The organism is Pseudofrankia inefficax (assembly GCF_000166135.1).
GTDB classification, from domain to species: Bacteria; Actinomycetota; Actinomycetes; order Frankiales; family Frankiaceae; genus Pseudofrankia; species Pseudofrankia inefficax.
The window spans coordinates 1,918,446-1,938,611 of record NC_014666.1; the positions used below are offsets into that span (position 1 = coordinate 1,918,446).

The window sequence follows — 20,166 nt, forward strand, 5'->3', positions numbered from 1 at the left end:
GGACATGTGTGGCGCTCTCCTCGGAGGTGGGTTCTTCGAGACTGGCGCAGCTAGGCTCTTGCCGAAAGTAGGCAGCAAATGGTGCCGTAGGAACCTTTTCGAAACCAATGAGGAGACCGATGGTCTCGGCCGCCGCCTCGGCCGACGGGCGTTACGACGTCCTCGCCGCCGCCTGCCCGACCCGGCAGATCGTCGACCGCATCGGCGACAGGTGGAGCCTGCTGGTGCTCTACGCGCTGGAGGGCGGCACGCTGCGGTTCCAGGAACTGCGCCGAGCCGTCGAGGGCATCAGCCAGAAGATGCTCACCCAGACCGTCCGCGGCCTCGAACGCGACGGCCTGGTCGAACGCACCGTCCACGCGGTCATCCCACCCCGGGTCGACTACTGCCTGACCCCACTCGGCCGCGGCCTGTCCTCGCGCATCGCCGAGCTACGGAACTGGGCCTACACCCACATCGACGAGGTGAACGACGCCCGCGCCGCGTTCGACGAGCGCGTCGGGGTGCCGCCGCCTCGCCGGTGACCGCCACGGGCCGCCTGCTGGCTCAGGGGAGCCGTCTGGCGGTGTCCGGCCCGCCGAGGCTACCGGCGAAGACCCAGTGGCCGTCGGCGACGAGCCGCGCGTTGAACACGTCGATCGCGGCCTCCTCGTCCGGCGAGGCCAGGACGGTGTCGTCAAAGATCACGGAAACCAGGTACTGCATCTCGGATCACTCCCGTGTCGCGCGGCGCCCCTCGTGGGCGGCCTCTCACCCCTACTACGAACGCCTCCGCCCCGATCCGACACAGGCCCCCGGACTCTTCCCGCGAGACGGCGATGACATGCCAGCCGTTTCGGCGCCACCTGGAAGAGCAGACGCCGGCGTCGCGGCTCACGCCGTCAGGGGCTGGCGGCGAGGAGCTGGTTGGTCGCGAGCTCGCGATAGGTGGGGTCGGCGTCGAGCAGCTCGCTGTGGGTGCCGACGGCCCGCACCCGGCCCGCCTCCAGGACGACGATCTGACGGGCGTTGACGACCGTCGACAACCGGTGGGCGACGACCATCACCGTGGTGGTCCTGGCCGCCGCCTCCAAGGTGGTGCGCAGCGCGGCCTCGTTGACCGCGTCCAGCGCGGAGGTCGCCTCGTCGAGCAGGAGCAGCCGCGGCCGACGCAGGAACGCCCGGCCGATCGCGATGCGCTGGCGCTGGCCACCGGACAGGGTGCCGCCACGATGGCCGATCCAGCCGTCGAGCCCGCCCGGCAGGGTCTGGACCAGGTCCTCCAGCCGGGCGAGGGCCACGACCTCCCAGAGCCGCTCGTCAGCGACCCCGGACAGGCCGAGCGTGAGGTTGTCGCGCAGGGTGCCGGCGAGCACGGGAGAGTCCTGTTCGACGTAGCCGATCGCCCGGCGCAGCTCGGCGAGCGGCCAGTCACGGACGTCCCGGCCGTCGAGGAGGACCCGGCCCGAGGTGACCTCGTGGAACCGTTCGAGCAGGGCGAACAGGCTCGACTTGCCGGCACCGGACGGTCCGACGACGGCGGTCGTGCCGCCCGGCGGCACGGTGAACGTCACGCCCTGGTGCACCAGCGGGAGGTCCGGCCGGTAGCCGAACACGACGTGTTCGAAGGCCACGGCGGCGCAGAGACCGGCCCGGCGTGGGTCGGCGCGTGGACGGTCAGCCCCGTTCGCGCCGGTTGGGAAGGGCCCGTGACCGCGGTCGCCGAACCGGGTTCTAGCCCTGGCCGCCAGGGCGGCGATGGCCCGACCGTCCACCGGGCCGACGGTCGCCGGCTCGGGTTCGACGGGCAGTCGCAGCACGTCCTGGATGCGTTCGGCCGCTGCGCCGCCGACCTTGAGCTGGCCCCAGGCGCTGACCAGCGTGGTGACGGGTTGGGTCAGGAAGAACATGTACAGCAGATAGGCGATCAGGTCGGCGAGCGGCAGCCGTCCCGCGGCGACGCGCGCGCCGCCGACGCCGAGTACGGCGAGGAACGAGGTCTGCATCAGGAGGCCGGCGGATGCTCCGCTGGCCGCCTGCCAGCCGGCGACCCGCAGGCCGCGCCGCCACGCGGTGTCGGCGGCGTCGGTCAGCAGGCCGATCTCGTGGGCCTCGGCGCCGGCCGCCTTGACGGTCTGGAAGGCCCCGAGGTCGCGGTCGAGCAGCATGGCCAGGTAGGCGACGGCTTCCTGCGCCTTGCCGGTGGCCGCCCCGATTCTGGCGGCGGCCCAGCGCACCGAGACACTCATCGTCACGACAGCGCCCAGCGTGACCGCGAGCAGCACGTAGTCGATCAGGCCCATCAGGACGAGGGAACCCAGAAGGGCGAGCATGGCGGTGACGGAGGCGACCATCGCCTGGGTCGTCACCTGGCGCAGCAGGGTCGTGTCGGCGACGAGCCGGGACAGCAGGTCCGCGGGTGGGATCCTGTCGGCGGCCGCGGGGCGCATGCGCAGGATGCGGGTCACCAGCAGCCGTCGCACGGTGCGGACGAGGGACTCGCCGACCGACTCGACGAAGAAGTAGCCGACGCCCCCGACCGCGGTCCCGAGCACGACGGCCCCGGCCAGGAGCAGGAGCAGCCCGCCGGTCGGCTGGTGTCGGGCGAGGCGGTTGAGGATGCGCTGCGCGACGATCGGCTGCGACAGCGACAGGGCGGTGCCCGCGAGCGTCAGCACACTGCCCAGCGCGAGCCTGGCCCGGAAGCCTGCGGTGTACCAGAGGATCAGCCGCAGCCGGTTGTGTGGCCGGTGCCGGGGGGCGGGACCGGCGAGCTCGCTCGCGCTCACCGGCGCCGGCCGGCTTCCCTGACGACTGCCTCCACGTGGTCCGCGGCGGCGCCCGCACCGCCCGCGGTTCGCAGCGAGGCGCCGACGGCTTCGGCGGCCTTGCGGTAGCGGGCCCGGCCCAGGACGTCGACGACCGCGGCGGCGACGAGGTCGGCCGTCGCCCGGCCGAAATGCAGCCGGATGCCCGCGCCCGCGTCGACCACCTGCTGGGCGACGATCGGCTGGTCGTCGCGGATCGGCGCGACGACCAGCGGCACGTCGTGCGCGAGCGCCTCGCACACCGTGTTGTGCCCGGCGTGGCACACGACGGCGGCCGCGTGCGACAGGAGCGGAAGCATCGGCAGGCGCGGTCGGACGAGCACGTTGTCCGGGACCGCCGTCAGCGCTCCCGACGGGTCGGCGATCGCTGCCTGCGCGCCGCGCAGCTGACCCAGCGCGTCGACGCAGGCCCGCAGGAACCGCGCGCCGACGGGAGCGTTGACGGTGCCCAGGCTCACGACGACGAGGGCCGCCGCCGGATCCAGCCAGGCCCACGGGAACTGGTCGTCCGGCCCGGCGCCCGGCTGGCGCAGCGCGGGGCCCACCCAGGCGGTCGGCGCCCCGGACGGCTCCGCCGGCCCGGCGAGAGCCTCCGTGGTGAAGGCCAGAACCAGCAACGGGGAGCGTTCGAGGGTCGCGGGCGTCAGCGCCACGGCGGGCCGCGGGCAGCACCGCGCGATCAGGCCGGCGAACAGGTCGTCCAGCCAGCGCCGGACCTGGGGCGTCGCGGTGAACGGATCCCGCAGCGAGCCCGACGTGCTGGCCGAGGTCACCCACGGAATCCCCAGCCGGGCGCCGGCGAGAGGTCCAGCCAGCGCCTGCATGTCGCAGACCAGGAGGTCGGCGTCGACGCGTTTGGCCGCGTCGGCGACCGACTCGTGGGTGGCCTCGGCGAGCGGGACGAGGAAGTCCTCCCAGAGAAACCGGGCGGCGGCGTAGCCCCGCAGGCCGAGGCCCTGGTCGGCGCCCAGCGGCGGGCCGAGGGCGGGGTGCACCTCGGCCTCCGGTCCGGCGAGCGCGCGGACCAGTGACGGTTCACCCGACCAGGCGACGCGGTGGCCACGGGCCGCCAGCTCGTCGGCCACCGCGACCAGCGGCGTGATGTGCCCGACCAGCGGCGGGACGACGAGCAGGAAGCTGCTCATGCCTGCCCTCCGGGCGCCACCGGGACGGTGTGGTGCGAGAAGATCCAGTCGAGCAGCAGCTCCCGTACCTGCCGATGGGCCTCGACGAGTACCGAGTGGTCCTGGTCGGGGATCACGACGGTCCGGCAGTCCGGCAGCAGGCTCTCCAGGAGATACGGGTCGTCGGCCTGGAACCCGTCGCTGCCGATGATGCTCAGCACCGGGACGGTGATCTGGCTGAGGTCGGTCAGGTCGAGCATCGGCCCGGTCGGGATCTCCTCGACCATCGAGGTCGCCTCCAGCCGCCGGTAGGCCTGCCGGGACAGCCGGGCGTGGTGGTCACCGAACCGCACCGCGATCCACTGGTACGCCTCGTCGGTGGACAGCTCCCGCTTGGTGTTGGCCAACACCTCACCCACCCGCGCGGCCCACGTCTCGGTCGGCGGCTCGGACTCGATGCAGACCAGGCTGGCGACCCGCTCGGGGTACGCGGCGGCGAACCCGAACGCGATCGTGCCCCCGAAACTGTTCCCGATCAGGTGCACCGGTGCCCGCACGTCGAGCGCGCCGAGCAGCCCGTCGAGATCGGCCACGAAATCGCCGACCTGGTAGCCGCTGGCGGGTCGGGCGCTGTTCCCGTGGCCCCGCAGGTCGTAGAACAGCAGGTCGACGCCGGCCGCGGCCAGCGGGGCGGCCAGGGTCAGGTAGAAGCTCGCGAGGCTGTCGGTCCCGAGACCGTGGACGCACACGAGCGTCGGTGCCGGGTCGTCCGACGGCCGGCCCGACGTGTGCAGGTAGTGGATGTCCGCACCGTTGACATGAAGAGTCGGCATGCTCAGTCGACGGCCGTCGCGACATCGAGGCGGGACACGACGTAGTCGACGACCTGGCCGACGCGCAGGCCGATGACGTCCGCGAGGTCCTTGTCGGAGAGGAACTCCGCCATGCTCACCTGGTCCCCGTACCGCGCCGCGAGCATCACGCCGAGGGTGACCAGGTCGATGCTCTCCAGCTCCAGCTCACTGTGGAACAGCGTGTCCATCGTGACGTCGACGGGCGGTGACCCGTACTTCTGGACGATCTCGTTGATGAGACTGTTGATCTCGGTCAGGACGGCGCTGGTCTGGTCGTCGTCTGCGGTCATGCTTCGATTCCTCTCGATTCCAGATGGTGTTCGTCGTGGCTGGCGCTGTCCGGCGTGGCGGGATCGGTTCGCGCGGCCAGCGGCCGCGCGATGGCCGCCGCGAGATCCGGCTGGCTCGTGACCTCGATCTCGAACGGGGGCAGCGCGTAGCCGTGGGCACCGGAGACCGCCACGGCGCCCGTGACGTCGCGTCGGTGTGCCCCGTCCGGACGGGAGGCGGTGCCGAAGGGGTCCGACACCCGCAGCTGGGCCGGGAAGATCGCCTGACGGCGCGGCCCCCAGAGCTGGGCGCGGACGGCGTCCTTCACGGCGATCCGCCGCAGCAGCCATTCACGCCGCAGCGTCGGGGGAGTGGCGTCGTACTGTGCGCGTTCCGCCGCGCCGAGGTAGCGGCTGAGCACCATCTCGCGGACGGCGAGGTCGGACCACCGCTCGGTCGCCACCATCCAGCCGTCGGCGCGGCGCTCGGCGAACGGCTGCCGCTCCGGCCAGCGGAACGCCTCGTCGAGCTGGGCGGGCAGGTCGAAACGGCGGTTGACCCAGCCGTAGACGACGGCCCAGACCTGGTTGCCCTCGACCAGCTGCAGGTACGCCTCGACCCACTCGTCGTCGCACTGCCGTACCCAGGCGTGGCAGGTGACCGGGCTACCGGGCGCCGGGTCGGGACCGAGGAACTCGATGCCGCCGATCCGCACCGGGAACATCACGTAGCGGTCCGTCTCGCGCAGCCGCACCCAGTAGCCGAGCAGCTGGCCGGCGGCGTCGAGGAGCGCCCCTGGCGTCCGGGAGGCAGTGAGCACCGCGCGGACGTGCGTGGGCCCGTGGCCGAGGAGGCTGGTCACGCCCTGGAAGGCGGGACCGTGGAACATCCACCGTTCCCGGTACAGGTCGCGGCCGGTCATGTCCGGCGGCTGCTCGGCGTCGGTGTCGACCGGCCAGCGCGGCGGGCGCTCGGTGGGGTAGGCGTCCGCCACCCGGACCAGGCCGCTCGCGTAGCCGGCGAAGGTGACGCGGTAGCGGTCCGGCCCCTCCGGCCGCACGGCGACGGCCACGTCGGTCGCCGGTTCCGCCGTCAGCCAGTGGTCGAAACGCACGTCGTAGACGCCGACGGCGACCCGGCCGCTCGCCGCTCGGGCGTAGCCAGCCATCAGCGCGACGGTCGTCGTCGCGGCCACCACCGGCCGCCGATCGGCGAGGTCCGGCCAGTCCGGCGCCTGGGGTGTCAGGGCATGGTCGAGCAGATATGGCATGGCCGCCGTCGAGACGTGCAGCGTGGCAGTCCAGCCAGTCCCGCCGGGCTCCACCCGCGGCGCCTGGTCGGGGGTGGGCATCGTGGAGGCCGCCACGGTGTGGATCACGTCGGTGGTCGTCGCCCCGGTGGCCGGCCCCCGCTCGGAGCGGTGGGCTCGGACGGGCGGAGCCAGCAGGGTGGCGGCCGTGTCGGCGGTCTCGGTCAGCAGCGCGACGAGCTCCTGGGCCAGCGGGTCCTGGGCGGCCGTGGCGACGAGCGGGTGATCGCCGGACAGCGGCCAGCTCGATCCGTGCCCGGCCTCCGGACGCTCGAAGGCACCGTCGCCGGGCGTCCGAAGTCCGCTGTCGGTCAGATCCAGACGGGGAAGACTCGCCGACGCGAGGACGATCGATGCCGCGCTCAGGTCGAGCCGCACGAGCGACTGGCGAGGAGCGGGCTCCGCGGCCGTCGTGGGGCCGGTATCAAGGCGGCCGCCAGACACACCGGCCGCGTCGAGCACGGCGAAGTCGGGGTCGGCGTTCTCGACCCAGAGCGCGACGGCCAGCCGGCGAAGCTGGCCGAGCCCGTCGCGGTGCGCCGAGTTCGCCGCGATGGTCAGGTGGGGCGCGTCCTCCAGCACGCCGTCGACGAGCCCGCCGAGCCGGCCCGGCCCGACCTGGATGAACACCCTGGTGCCGGCGGCGTACATCGCCTGGATGGTCTGGCGGAAGAGGACCGGTTCGACGAGGTGGCGGACGAACAGCTCGCGGACCTCGGCCAGGTCGGCCGGGTAGGGCGTGGCGGTGGTCGCCGACCACAGTGGGAGCTGGGCGGGGCGGCGTAGCTGGAGCCGGTCGGTCCTTGCCCGCAGCGCCGCGAGGTGGGGCCGCAGCATCGGGGTGTGGAATCCGGACCGGAACGGCATGATCTGCACGACGATGTTCTTGCGGCGCAGTTCGGCGGCCAGGTCGGCGACCGCGGCGGGCGGTCCGGCGACGACGGTGCTCGCCGGGGCGTTGTCGTGGGACAGGACGATGCCCGGGTGGCCGCGCAGGTGCTGCCTGGCCTGGTCGGCCGAGCAGGCCAGCGAGGCGTATTCGACGTCGGGGACGTCGCCCTCGTAGGGGTCGGCGGCGAAGATGTCGGCGTCGACGGCGTCGTCGTCGAACATGCCGGCGGCGAACATCGCGCTCCATTCGCCGATGCTGTGGCCGGCGAGTGCGTCCGGTTCGATGCGCAGCCGGCGTAGGACCCGGTCCAGGACGCGGCTGACCAGCAGGACGCTGGTGCCGTGGCGGCCGAGGTCGGCGTTGGACAGGTCGGCGCTCAGGGTGATGCCGAAGTGGTGGGCGACGTCGTCGAGCTGGGGGGAGAACTCGGCCTCCAGCCCCGGGAACACGAACGCGGTGCGTCCGGGTGCCGGCCCGGCGAGCAGGGGCTGGGCGCTGGCCCAGACCTCGCCGCGGCCTCGCCACGCCTCCCAGGCGCCCAGGCGCATCCCGCCGACGGCGTGGCGGGCCGCGGCGAGCCGTCGTCCGGTGGGGTTGACCAGGCCGAGGCGCGCGCCGACGGCGGCGTCCGCGGCCGGGCTGGTCGCCGCCGCGCGCAGCGTGGCGTCCTCGACCTCCAGCAGGACGCCCAGCTCGTCCGGGGTCGACGCCGCGAGCCGCAGCACCAGCTCGGGCTCGGCGACGGCCGCCACCGGTGCGCTCCGTTGCTCGGCTGGGGCGGGCACCACCGCGGCCGGTGCGCCGAGCGCCGTTCCCAGCCTGGCGGGGGCGAGTACCGCACGGGTCGCCGCGGTGGGCTGGGGGGCTTCCTGGAGCAGCACGTGGGCGTTGGTGCCGCCGAAGCCGAACGCGTTGACGCCGGCCCGGCGCGGGCCGTCGGACTCCCAGGGGACGGCGGCCGGCAGCGGCCGGAACCGGGTCTCGGCGACCGTGGGGTGGGGGTCCTCGCAGTTGACCGCGGGCAGCAGCACCCGGTTGTGCAGCGCCAGGGCGGCCTTGACCAGGCCCGCGACGCCGGCGGCCGCCATCGTGTGGCCGATCATCGCCTTGACCGAGCCGAGCGCGCCGACGTCGGCCGGGTCGCCGGAGCCTGGGCCGAAGACGCGGGCGAGGGTCGTCAGCTCGGCCGTGTCGCCGGACGGCGTCGCCGTGCCGTGGGCCTCGATCAGGCCGACGGCGCCGGGCGCGCGTGGGTCGAGTCCGGCGGCGTGCCAGGCGCGTTCGATCGCGGCCTGCTGGCCGTCCGGGTCCGGGCTGACCAGCCCGCCCGCGCGCCCGTCGCTGGACACCCCGGTCCCGCGGATCACCGCGTAGATCCGGTTCCCGTCGCGCCGCGCGTCCGCCAGCCGTTTCAGGACGACGACGCCGGTGCCCTCGCCGATCAGCAGGCCGTCGGCGTTCCGGTCGAACGGCCGGCTGCGCTGCGACTTCGACAGAGCGCGGATCTGGGCGAACACGCTCCACAGGGTGATGTCGTGGCAGTGGTGCACCCCGCCGGCCAGCACCGCCTCACAACGGCCCGAGGACAGCTCGGCCACCGCGCTGTCGATGGCGATCAGCGAGGAGGCGCAGGCCGCGTCGACGGTGAACGCGGGCCCGCCGAGGTCGAGGCGCCCCGCGATCCGGGCAGCGGCCAGGTTCGGCACGACCCCCATGGCCGCGTCGGGCGCCTCGGGGCCGAGCTGGTCGGTGAACGCGGTCCTGACCTTCTCAAGATCGTCGGAGCCGAGTCCGGGCAGCAGAGTCCCAAGGGTCTCGACCAGCTGGCGGGCGGTACGAAGCCGCTGGTCGAGACGGGCCAGACCCGGGCCGAGATAGCCGCCGCGGCCGAGGATGACACCGACGCGGCGGGGGTCTCCCAACGCGGCCGCACCCCCGGCGTCCTCGATCGCGGCGGCCGCGACGCGCAGCGCGAGCAGCTGGTCGGGCTCGATGCTGGGCACATCGCGCGGCGGGATACCGAAACGCAACGGATCGATCCAGGCGAGCTCGTCGACGAACCCACCGCGCCGGCAGTAGATCCGGTCGGCGCGGGCGGGCCCCGAGGCGCCACGCGGGTCGTAGAACGCCGGGTCCCAACGGCCGGGCGGCACCTCGGTGATCGCGTCGGAGCCGCTGATCAGGTTCTGCCAGTACGTCGCCAGGTCGGGTGCCCCGGGCAGGAGCACCGCCATGCCGACGATCGCGACGGGAGCGGGCCGCCAGCCTGGGCCGGCGGCCGGGGTGACCGCCGGCCGGTCCGGTTCTCCCGCTGAGGCGGTGGCGTGGGGGGTCACCGGCTACCAGCCGGAGGCCGTGTAGACGACGCCGCGCAGGTCCCTGGGTCCCCAGGCGAGCTCGCGCAGCAGGCAGTGGTGGCCTTCCTCCGGATCGATCAGGTCCACCCCGCGCCGGGCGAAGTCCCACTCCAGGCTGGCGCTGACCATGCCGGGGTGGCTCTCGTCCGGTGCCCACGGGCCCCAGTGCGCCGTCAGGGCCCGCGACCCGGTCCGTCGGGCCCAGTCCGCGCCGAGGGTCTCCAGCGCGTCGTTCGCCGCGGCGTAGTCGCTCTGGCCCCGGCTGCCGAGGACGCCGGCGATGCTGCCGAAGAACACCAGGGTGCGCGGCGGTGTGGGCAGTTCGCCGAGGGCCGCGAGCATGGCCCGCGCCCCGGCCACCTTCGTGTCGAACACGCGACGGAAGGACTCCAGGTCCTTGTCGGCGACGAGGCGGTCCTCGATGACTCCGGCCGCGTAGACGACGGCGTCGATCCTGCCGTGCTGGGCGAACACCTGCTTGACGAAGTGGTGGACCGCCTCGGTGTCCAGCACGTCGAGCGAGTGGTAGCGCGCGTCGCCGCCGCGGGCCGCGGCGGCGCCCAGCGTGGCGCGGATCTCGCGTTGCGCGAGGACCCGGTCCACCGCGCGGGTCGCGTCGCGGGGGGTCGTCTCGCCGAGCGCCTGGACGGCACCGAGGAGCGCCCTGCGGTCGAGGGCCCCGGCCAGCCGGGGGTCCTCGTCGTCGCCGATGTCGGGGGTGCGGCCGGCCAGCTCCAGGTGGCAACGCGCGGCGCCCGCCAGCAGGACGCTGAATCCCGCGGTGATCCCACGGGCCCCGCCGACCACGACGACGACGGAGTCCTGGTCCAGGCCGAGGGCCGCGGCTTCGGCGGCCCCGTCGCCGGCCGGTCCCGTCCCGGCCGTCGCGAGCGGGCCGGCGGGTGTGGCGGCCAGCTCCTCGGTCAGGCGGGCGCCGTCGCGGTGGGCGACGACGACGGGTCCACCCGGAGGTTCGGCCAGCTCGGCGGTGACCAGGTCGGCGAGGGCGGGTCCGGCCTGAGCGTCGGTCTCGACCAGCTTGATCAAGGTGTCGGGATACTCGCGGCCCAGGGTGCGGAACAGGCCGCGCAGGCCGGCGGCCGGCGCGGCGTCGGGCGGCGCGACCGCCAGCAGCCAGCGAGGTCTGCCGCGCAGCACCGCGCGCACCGCGCCGAACGCCTCGGGTAGATCCGGGGAGTCGCTGCCGGGTGGCGCGGCCAGGTAGATGCCGCCGGCCAGGTCCGACTGCTCGATTTGTGCCAGCTCGTCGACCAGCTGGAAGTGCGCCTCGGCGCCCAGGTCCGTGAGCCGGCGCAGGACCGCTTCGCGGCCTGGAACGTTCACCGTGCGGCCGATCACCGCCCAGCTCGTGCCGGTCAGGTCGACCTCGCTGGTGGCGAGTGGGCTGGGCCGTCGGGCGAGGACGAACCGCTTCGGGCTGTGGCCACGGGCGCCGTGGGCCGGCACGCCCGTGCCGGCGGGGACCTCTGCCGTGCCGGCCGGGACCTCCGGGACGGAGACCTCGATCGGTGGGGTGGGGCGGGGCTGGTCGCCGCCGACGCGTTCGCCGAGCCAGCGGACGATGCCCCGGACCGTCCGCAGGCGGCTGAGCTCGTCGACGCCGCCGGCGTCGGCCAGCGCGAACCGGTCGACGAGGAGACCGGCGAGCTCGGTGCGTTTCAGCGAGTTGACCGACAGGTCGGTCTCGAGATCCAGGTCGGCGTCGATCATGTCGGTCGGGTAGCCCGTGCTCTCGGCGATGAGGTCGAGCACCTGCGCCGTCACGTCGACCGGAACCTGGGCCGGCGGCGCGGCCGTGGCGCCGCCCGCGCCGGCCGTGGGCACGTCGGCGGCGGGCGGCGGGCCGGCGAGCGGTTCTGCGTCGACGGCGCCGTTCCACTCGGCCAGCAGGACGTCGGCGGCCGGCTGGCGCGCCGTCACGGCTGGCGGTGCCGCGACCTGGTCGCGCCCGGCGCCCAGGTAGGACAGCAGCACGTCGCGCTGCGCGGCCAGGTTGTCCCGGGAGGTTCGCAGGAACTCGCTGACCAGCGCCTCCCGGTCCGCGGGCCTGGAACCCTCCACCTGGTCGAACGAGGGCCAACCGGCCGGCGCCGCACCCGTGGCGACAGGCTGGTCGGCCCGGAGCGTGACCGAAACGCCCTGGCGCGGCGTCGGGACGCTGTCCGGGTTCCCGGCTGGCGCCGCGGCTGTCCGTCGTATCCGCCGGGCCGACGGCAGGCCCCCGGACAGCGGCTCGCCGTCCGCGCGGCAGATGCTGCGCCCGTCCACGCTCCACCGCGGTGGCGCCATCGGAACCGACGACGCGTGGTCGACGGCGTCACGGCCGTCCAGCAGCCACCCGGTGCCGAGTGGCACCCCGGCCACGAGGAGCGCCGCGACCGCGTCCAGGAAGCCGGTCAGCCCGCCGCGTCGGCCGTCGCACGCGACCGCCCGATGCGGCCGGTCACCGAGGATGGCGTCGACCAGGCCGGTCAGTACCCGGCCGGGGCCGGCTTCGACGAAGACCCGCGCTCCGGCGGCATACATCGCCTCGATCTGCTCGACGAACCGCACCGGGGCCGTCACCTGCGCGGCGAGTTCGTCGCGCACGGCGTCGCCTGGGTCGGCGGCGCCGTCGGCCGCCGCGTAGGGGGCGGCGGTGCGGTTGGCCCAGACCGGCAGCCGCGGCCTGGTCAGCGGGGTGGCGGCGAGGGCCTCGGCGAACGCGACAGCGGCGTCGGCGATCAACGGGCTGTGGAACGCGCAGGCCACGGGCAGCGGAACCGAGCTGTGGCCGGCGTCCCGCAACAGCCGTACCGCCGTCTCGACCGCCGTCGTGGGCCCCGAGATCACGATCTGGTCCGGCGCGTTGTGGTTGGCGATCACGACCGGGCCGTTGACCCGTGGATCGGCCAGGACGCGGTCCACATCCGACGGGGTCGCGCGCACCGCCGCCATGGCGCCCTGGTCCGGACGGGTGGTGCCGCCCGCGGCCGGGTCGGGTGCGGTGATCGCCGCCACGATCGCCTCGCCCCGCAGGCGGGAGAGCTCCAGCAGCGTCTCCGGGGCGAAGGCGCCCGCGGCGCACAGCGCGACGAGCTCGCCGTAGCTGTGGCCGGCGACCATGTCCGCGGCGAGCCCGAGCCGTGACAGCAGGTGGAACATGCCGAGGCCGGCGATCCCCAGCACCGGCTGCGCGACCCGGGTGTCCCGAAGCGGCACGTCGGCGGGCTCGGCGTCCTGCGACGCGGGCCCGCCCCCGAAGATCGACGGGGGGAAGAGCGCGTCCTGCCAGCGTTCGCCCAGCCGCAGGTACTCCCGCAGCTCGGGGAAGGCGACGAACAGCTCGGCCAGCATGCTCGGCCGTTGGCTGCCCTGCCCGGGGAACAGCACCGCCACGTCCCCCGCGCCGCCGGCGACGTTCGGGCCGGTATCCGACGGGGGGCCGCCGACCGGGGGGCCGTCGACGACGAACAGCCCCGCTCGTGGGTCGGTGTCGCCGTCGGCGGCGCGGGTCAGCAGGTGGGCCAGGTCGTCGAGGTCCCGGGCGACGACCGCGAGCTGGACGGGTCCCCTCGGTGGCCGGGCTCGCCGGGCTGTGGTGGCGGCCAGGTCGCGCAGCGGCCAGGGCCGGCCCGCGGCGTCGTTCGCGATCAGCAGCGCCCGCAGCTCGGCGACCGCGGCCAACGCCGCGGCGCGGGTGGCGCCGCGGAAGACGAACAGCTCCGCGGGCCACCGGTCGAGCGCATGCCGGCCGTCGACGGCGCCGGCATGACCGGCGAGGACGGCGTGGTAGTTCGCTCCGCCGAAGCCGAACGCGCTGACGCCGGCGACGCGTTCGGCGGCGGGCCGCGACCACGGCCGCGCGGTCGCGGCGAACACGAACGGGCTGACGTCCGGTTCCCAGGCCGGGTTCGGGGTCTGGACGTGCAGCGTCGGCGGCAGGACGCCGTGGTGCAGCGCCAGTGAGGCCTTGACCAGCGCCGCCAGGCCGGCGGCGGTCTTCGTGTGGCCGATCTGGGACTTGACCGACCCGAGCGCGCAGCCACCGTGGCGGGCACCGGCCTCGGTGAACACCCTGGTCAGGGTGGTCAGCTCGGTGCGGTCGCCGACGATGGTGCCGGTGCCGTGCGCCTCGACCAGGCCCACCTCGGCCGGTGAGACACCGGCGTTGCGGTAGGCGCGTTCGAGCGCCAGCTGCTGGCCCTCCGGCCGAGGCGCGGTCAGCCCGAGGGACCGGCCGTCGCTGGCCGAGCCGAGGCCCTTGATCACGGCGTAGACCCGGTCGCCGTCGCGTTCGGCGTCGGCGAGCCGTTTGAGGACGACGCAGGCGACGCCCTCGCCGAGCGTCGTGCCGTCCGCGTCGGCGGCGAAGGGACGGGCCCGCCCGGTCGGCGACAGCGCGCCGACCGAGGAGAAGAGCAGGTAGTCCAGGACACCGTTGTGCAGGTCGGCCCCACCGCAGAGCATCACGTCGGCGCTGCCGAACCGCAGCTCCTTGCACGCCAGGTCCAGCGCGGCCAGCGACGAGGCGCAGGCGGCGTCCACGACGTAGGCCGGTCCACCGAGGTCGAGCCGGTTGGAGACCCGGCTGGCGACGATGTTGCCGAGAATCCCGGTGAAGGTCTCGGGCGTGATCCGGGGCAGCACGTCGTCCAGCTCGGCTGGCACCTGGCCGTAGTAGGCCGGCAGCAGCGCGCGCAGGGTGATCGCGGCGGACAGGTCGCTGTTCGGCTCGGTGCCGAAGACCACGCCCGTGCGGCTGTGGTCGACACGGTCGGGGGCGAGGCGGGCGTCCTCCAGCGCGCGCCGGGCCGTCTCGAGCGCGAGTGCCTGGACCGGCTCGATGCTGGCCAGCGCCGACGGCGGGATGCCATAGCGCAGCGGGTCGAACGGGATGCGGTCCAGGAAGCCGCCCCACCTCGAGCGGGACTTCTCCCCGGTCGGGCCGCTGCCGTCCTCGGCGTAGACGCCGACATCCCAGCGCTCGGGCGGTACCGGCGAGATGGCGTCCCGGCCGGCGACGACGTTGGCCCAGAAGGTGGCCAGGTCCGAGGCGCCGGGCAGCACGCACGCCATGCCGACGACGGCGATGTCCAGCGGCGTGGTTTCCGCCGCGGGCCGGCCGTCTCGTCGCCGCTGGGGCTGGTCGCGCAGGTACCCGCGCGCGTCCTCGGTGACGCTGTCGTGCAGCTGGTGGACCGTCGTGGTCGCCGAGCGCAGCACGGCGACCTGGCCGGCCATGAACAGGCCCTCGGCGCGCTGCCGTTTCGGGCCGACCGCGGTCAGCTTGTCCCCACGGCGTTCCAGCCCCTTGCTGGCCAGGCGCAGGCGGCCGACGTTGAGCTGTTCGAGCGTCTCCCAGGCCTGCTCATCGGGCACGCCGCGGGCACGCAGTTCGTCGCGGGCGGCGTAGAACCGGTCGACGAAGGGGCTCGCCAGGCAGCGGGTGACATGCCCGGGCGCGGTCTGGAGCAGGGCTGTCTGGTCGGCGGCCACCGCCTGGCGCTGGAACTCCTCCTGGATGGCGCCGTGCTCGACGGCCTCGCGCGTGAACAGGTAGGCGGTACCCATCAACAGGCCGACGCCGACGCCGCGGGCCGCCAGTGGGCTCGCCAGTGCCGCGACCATCGCCGCGGAGCGGGCATCGTGCACGCCACCCGCGAACAGGACCTGCAGTCCGTCGCCAGCCGAGATCTCCTCGCCGTCAGCGGTGGTTCCCTGCGCGGTCCTGGCCAGGTGGTCGAGCAGAACGTCGAGCTGCGCCTCCCACAGCGGGAAGCTCGCGCGCGGGCCGGTGTGGCCACCGCATTCGGAGCCCTCGAAGACGAAACGCCGGGCACCCGCGTCGAGAAACTGGCGCAGCAACGTCGGCGACGGCACGTGCAGGAACGTCGGGATGCCGGCCCGCTCCAGGTCCGCGGCCTGCGAGGGCCTGCCGCCGGCGACGATCACGCAGGACGGTCGGATCTCGCGTACGACCTCCAGCTGAGCGGCGCGAAGCTCCTCGGGCGCGAAGCCGAGCAGGCCGACGCCCCATGGCCGCGCACCCACCAGGTCCCGGGTCTCGGCCATCAGCCTGCGTGACTGCGCCGCGTCGGCCAGGGCCAGCGCGAGGAACGGCAGCGCGCCGTCGTCGGCGACACCGCGCGCGAAGCCGGCCTGGTCACTGACCCGCGTCATCGGTCCCTGCGCGATCGGCCGGGTGGTTCCCCACGAGGCGCACAGCGCCGAGTCGCCGGCCAGCAGGGCGTCGGCGGCCGCGAGCACCGCCGGCCCCGCCGCGGCGTCCAGAGCCGCGCGGATCGCCCGCACCGCGCGCGCCGTGGTCCCGAACCGGGCGGCGAACCCGGCGGCGAGAAAGGCGTCCTGCCCGACGGGAAGCAACTGACGCTCGGGGTCCCGCGCGCCCAGCCCGGCCGTGACCGCCGCCGCCGACCAGGCCGCGACGTCCTCGCCCGCCCGGCGCGCGGCCGGAGACTGGTAGACCCGATATCCGCTGGCCACCACCGTCTCCGAACCGTCCATCCGCCGCAGCGTCGCGCCGGTCGCCTCGGTCACGGTGGCCTCGGGGAGCAGGCCGAGCTGGACGTCGAGAACGACTCCGACCGCGCCGCCCGTCACCGCGGCGACCGCCGTGTGAACTCCGATCCCGCCCCAGCACCAGACCGGGACGGCGGCTCCGTCGTCGGTGCGCGGCCCGCCGTCGGCGAGCAGCTGCTGGAGCAGGACGAACGAGCTGAGCTCGCCCACCCGACCGCCGGCCTCCGCGCCCCGGGCCAGCAGGCCGTCGGCGCCGGCGGCGACGGCCAGTGCGGCCTCGCCCACGCTGGTCACCTCGGCCAGGACCCGGGCGTCGGGCAGGGCGTCCAGGATTCGGCGGGCGGCACCCCGCGCCAGCGTGGCGCCGGCGAGCAGGACGGTGTCGACGTCGGCACGGTGGCGGGCCAGTTCGTCCGCGTCGACCGCGCCCAGGTGTGAGACCCGCACGCCGAACGGCGACCGGGCGAGCCGCGCCGTGCGGCGCAGCGCCGGGGCGACGTTCGCGGGGTCTGCCCCCAGATCCAGGACACCGAGGGCGCCGGCGCCGCTGATCGCCGCGACCAGCCGGGGGTCCGGCTCACCCAGCGGGCTCACCCCGATGACCTCGTCGCGCCGTCCGGCTGGGCGGCGCGGCCTTGCCTGCGCGTCGACCTCGACGGCCGCGTCCCGCGTGGTGCAGTCCTTCACAGATCACTTCCCGAGGTGTGCATGGGGCCGGCCGCGCCGGCTGGGAACGAGCGAGGGCGGCGCCGATCCGGCTGGTCATCGAGTTCTCGACCAGCCGCGTCGACACGAGCGCCGGACGGAAACCGGGTATGCGAGGGCAGCCTGAGGTGAGCGCAGCATCCGGCGCGGTGCTCGCTACCCAAACGTCGATCGAGAGGATTGATTGATGTCGCGGATCTCAGTGTGCTGTTATCCGCCTTCGCGGCGGTGGACTCGCGGGTGGGGCGCCAGCCCACAAAACCCGGACCGCGGATCGCCGCGCCAGTGGAGATCGCTCTGGCGGCGTGATCGCGTCATGAAGTTATCAGTACCCAGAAGACCGGTGATCCGTGCCAGCTGGCTGGCGCCGGGCCCCACCGTGTCCGCGCCGAATGCGTCTACAAACTGACCTGACGCCGGCCTCGCGAGTCATAGACCGTCCGACGTGAAAGGCGCCTGCCCCAGAAGTCCGCCTGGAACAACCCGCCGTGACCGTCGCAGTTCTCGACCCTCGAAACCCCTCATCGCCACCTGTTTCCCCCAGCGAGGTCAGACAGTAAGGGAAGGGGCATCTCGGCGCAAGTGAGTGCTTACTGACGTAGCGCTCATGGGTAGGCGGGGTGATCGCGCTCAACGGGCCGACGACTGAACACGTTATGAAGTCGCATCTTCACCTGTGGTCGCCGTGCGGGACCTCGCGTGGCCCCTACCAGCAACGGGTGGGGGTAGACCAATCGCCTCTGGCGCCAGGGCTTCGTCGCTGCGGAGCCGCCGCCCGCCCGTCGCTGATGCCCGTTGCGTCCCGGTATGTGCACTCATACATGAGTGGGTACTCATTAATTTTTGGCGAATGCACAGGCTCTCGACGAATGTGTCGGGCTGGGCGGGCGCCCAATCTTTGGGCGTTCGCCCAGGCTGAGCGAACGCCCAGAATTTGAGCGGCCGCCAGAAACCGTTCAAGCCCCAGGTAAACGCCGACCTCCCGGGTTCAGGACCCACAGAATCGCCGCGGCAGGGCGCCGTCGACCTCGTGGCGGCCGGCCACCAGCTTCGCCATTGGTCACGCTCGAACCGCCTTCACATAGTGGATTCGTCGACATTCTCGTTGCGCACTCCATGTGTCCAGCGCGGGCGATTCCACCGGTGTCCGCATCCCTTGACCGGTCTGTCGGCGGGGTGCTATCCATAACGGCGGAAGGTCGCCGGGTGTCCCGCACACCGGACGGCCGCGACACCTCCCGGGCCGAAAAGAAACACGGGACCGTGGTGCCCGACGGTCTTGTCGGAAGCGCCGTAGACGTTCGCTCTGCCAGGTGGCTGACGCACCGGCTGGAATTGGCCGTGGCATGTCGCGGGAGCCGACGTCCTCGGGCACGTCCCCGGGCATCGACGCCGATCAGCGCACCGCCGGGTATTCCGACGGCTCCTTTGCTTCTCGGATACGCGTGCTGCTCGGATGCGCGGAACGCGCGTGGACTGCCGCGCGCGACTCGCCCCCGGACGCCGTGGGGAACGTCGCGCGCCGCGAGACAGGGACCCGCGCGCCCGCTGGCGCACGGTGCCAGCCCAGCGAACCTGAACACCGCCACGCACGAGAGTGGGAGGCACAGCATGTCCGATGAGGTAACTCCGGAGTTATCCGAACCGGCCGAGCCCGCGACACCGGGGGGCTTCAACCGCCGAAAGTTCATCGGTGGGGCCGCCGCGGGAGTCGGTGTGGCCGCGTTCGGCGGGCTGGTGGGCAGCGCGACGCCGGCGCGCGCGGCGACGGTGCCGACGACGCAGGTGACCGCCCGGGCCGTGGTGGTCGGCACCGGGTTCGGGGGCGGCGTCACGGCGCTGCGGCTCGGCCAGGCAGGCGTCCCGACGTTGGTGCTGGAGCGGGGCCTGCGGTGGCCGACCGGGCCGAACTCGAACACCTTCGCGACGCTCGCGAACCTCGACAACCGGTCGGCCTGGCTGTCGCCCTACGCGCCCGTGCCGGGCGCTCCGGCCGTCCCGCTCTGGGCGCCCTACACGGGCGTTCTTGAGGTCATCAACGGCAACAACATGACCGTCAACTGCGGGGCGTGTGTCGGCGGCGGATCGATCATGTACCACGGGATGACGCTGCAACCGAGCCTGACCGACTTCGTGCGGTCGATGCCGCTGGCGGCCGGTCTCTACACCGAGCTGAACTCGAAGTGGTACCCGACGGTCGCGTCGATGCTCGGGATCTCCACGATCCCCGCCGACATCCTCGCCACCAGCCCGTACACCTCCTCCAGGATCTTCCAGAGCGTCGCCCCGCAGGCCGGCCTGCAGAACTTCAAGGTGCCGCTCCCGATCGACTGGAGCTTCGTGCGCGGCGAGCTGGCCGGGACCTACAACGCGGCCTACACCAACAGCGACATCGCGTTCGGCGTCAACAACGGCGGGAAACACTCGATCGACGTCACCTACCTGGCCGCCGCCGAGGCCACCGGCAAGGTGACGGTCCAGACGCTGCACATCGTCCGCGACATCGCCCTGACCGCGGGCAAGTGGACGCTGTCCGTCGATCGCATCGACACCGCCGGCAACGTCCAGGAACACAAGACGATCACCGCGAACGCCGTGTTCCTCAACGCCGGCTCCCCGGGCACGACCAGGCTGCTCGTCAAGGCCAAGGGCAAGCACCTCATCCCGAACCTGCCGTCCGCGATCGGCACCCAGTGGGGCAACAACGGCGACCGCATCTACGAGTGGATCGGGATGTCGCAGGACCCGGGCAGCGTCCAGGGCGGCCCCGCCTGCGTCGGGGGAAGCGACCCGCTCAGCCCGATCCCGCTGAAGATCATCCACGCGGGCGCGCCGCCCGCCGCCCTCCAGGGCCAGCGGGTGATGACCGTCGTCGGCTTCGGCATCGTCCCCGGAGCGGGAACCTGGGCCTACGACGCGACGACGGACGACGCCGTCCTGACCTGGCCGACCGGTGCCGACTCCGCCCTCCAGTCGCTGATCGCCACGAAGGTCAACAACCTCGCCAAGGCCGGCGGCGGCAGCATGATCGACACCAATGCCAGCCAGAACTCGACCTGGCACGCGTTGGGCGGCGTCCCGATGGGCTCGGCGGTCGACCTCTACGGCCGGGTCCTGGGCCAACGCGGCCTCTACGTGCTCGACGGCGCCCGCATCCCCGGCTCCACCGGCGCCTGCAACCCCTCCATGACCATCGCCGCCCTCGCCGAGCACAGCATGGCCAGAATCGTCACCCAGGACATCGGCACCGTCTTCTAGCCAATCCGGCCCGAGGGGGCCGGCCCCGCGGAGAGGCCCAGTCCTAC

At 73.7% G+C, this 20,166-nt stretch carries 9 protein-coding genes; 2 read left to right on the forward strand and 7 right to left on the reverse strand.

Annotation, left to right across the window (positions count from 1 at the left end):
• The first annotated feature begins 119 nt into the window (after positions 1-119).
• Complete coding sequence (locus FRAEUI1C_RS07705) at positions 120-524, forward strand: winged helix-turn-helix transcriptional regulator (RefSeq protein ID WP_013422732.1); 405 nt, start codon at positions 120-122, stop codon at positions 522-524.
• A gap of 22 nt (positions 525-546) precedes the next feature.
• Here the strand turns inward: FRAEUI1C_RS07705 and FRAEUI1C_RS38950 are convergent, their stop codons facing one another.
• The 7 genes from FRAEUI1C_RS38950 to FRAEUI1C_RS07735 form a co-directional block, all read right to left on the reverse strand.
• Positions 547-705 (reverse strand): hypothetical protein, encoded by a 159-nt coding sequence (locus FRAEUI1C_RS38950; protein ID WP_013422733.1) that lies wholly within the window; start codon positions 703-705, stop codon positions 547-549.
• Positions 706-881: 176 nt separating this feature from the next.
• Positions 882-2,768: an ABC transporter ATP-binding protein gene (locus FRAEUI1C_RS07710; RefSeq protein WP_013422734.1), complete on the reverse strand. Its 1,887-nt coding sequence runs from the start codon at positions 2,766-2,768 to the stop codon at positions 882-884.
• Positions 2,765-3,952, reverse strand: coding sequence for a glycosyltransferase (locus tag FRAEUI1C_RS07715; RefSeq protein ID WP_013422735.1), 1,188 nt, complete (start codon positions 3,950-3,952; stop codon positions 2,765-2,767). The genes FRAEUI1C_RS07710 and FRAEUI1C_RS07715 overlap by 4 nt, the downstream gene beginning before the upstream one ends.
• Positions 3,949-4,764 (reverse strand): alpha/beta fold hydrolase, encoded by an 816-nt coding sequence (locus tag FRAEUI1C_RS07720; RefSeq protein ID WP_013422736.1) that lies wholly within the window; start codon positions 4,762-4,764, stop codon positions 3,949-3,951. Before FRAEUI1C_RS07720 ends, FRAEUI1C_RS07715 begins: the two co-directional genes overlap by 4 nt.
• Positions 4,765-4,766: 2 nt before the next feature.
• Positions 4,767-5,075, reverse strand: a complete 309-nt coding sequence (locus tag FRAEUI1C_RS07725; protein ID WP_013422737.1) for an acyl carrier protein — start codon at positions 5,073-5,075, stop codon at positions 4,767-4,769.
• Complete coding sequence (locus tag FRAEUI1C_RS07730) at positions 5,072-9,592, reverse strand: type I polyketide synthase (RefSeq protein WP_013422738.1); 4,521 nt, start codon at positions 9,590-9,592, stop codon at positions 5,072-5,074. The genes FRAEUI1C_RS07725 and FRAEUI1C_RS07730 overlap by 4 nt, the downstream gene beginning before the upstream one ends.
• 3 nt (positions 9,593-9,595) lie before the next feature.
• On the reverse strand, positions 9,596-16,843 hold the full coding sequence (locus FRAEUI1C_RS07735; RefSeq protein WP_013422739.1) for a type I polyketide synthase: 7,248 nt from the start codon (positions 16,841-16,843) through the stop codon (positions 9,596-9,598).
• A gap of 1,629 nt (positions 16,844-18,472) precedes the next feature.
• On the opposite strand from FRAEUI1C_RS07735, the gene FRAEUI1C_RS07740 reads away from it, so the two are divergent.
• On the forward strand, positions 18,473-20,119 hold the full coding sequence (locus FRAEUI1C_RS07740) for a GMC oxidoreductase (protein WP_013422740.1): 1,647 nt from the start codon (positions 18,473-18,475) through the stop codon (positions 20,117-20,119).
• Positions 20,120-20,166: the final 47 nt, after the last annotated feature.

Excerpts from the sequence above, each read along its gene's own strand:
- FRAEUI1C_RS07705 (WP_013422732.1), top strand. The coding sequence starts at position 120 with ATGGTCTCGGCCGCCGCCTCGGCCGACGGGCGTTACGACGTCCTCGCC.
- FRAEUI1C_RS38950 (WP_013422733.1), bottom strand. The coding sequence starts at position 705 with ATGCAGTACCTGGTTTCCGTGATCTTTGACGACACCGTCCTGGCCTCG.
- FRAEUI1C_RS07715 (WP_013422735.1), bottom strand. The coding sequence starts at position 3,952 with ATGAGCAGCTTCCTGCTCGTCGTCCCGCCGCTGGTCGGGCACATCACG.
- FRAEUI1C_RS07720 (WP_013422736.1), bottom strand. The coding sequence starts at position 4,764 with ATGCCGACTCTTCATGTCAACGGTGCGGACATCCACTACCTGCACACG.
- FRAEUI1C_RS07725 (WP_013422737.1), bottom strand. The coding sequence starts at position 5,075 with ATGACCGCAGACGACGACCAGACCAGCGCCGTCCTGACCGAGATCAAC.
- FRAEUI1C_RS07740 (WP_013422740.1), top strand. The coding sequence starts at position 18,473 with ATGTCCGATGAGGTAACTCCGGAGTTATCCGAACCGGCCGAGCCCGCG.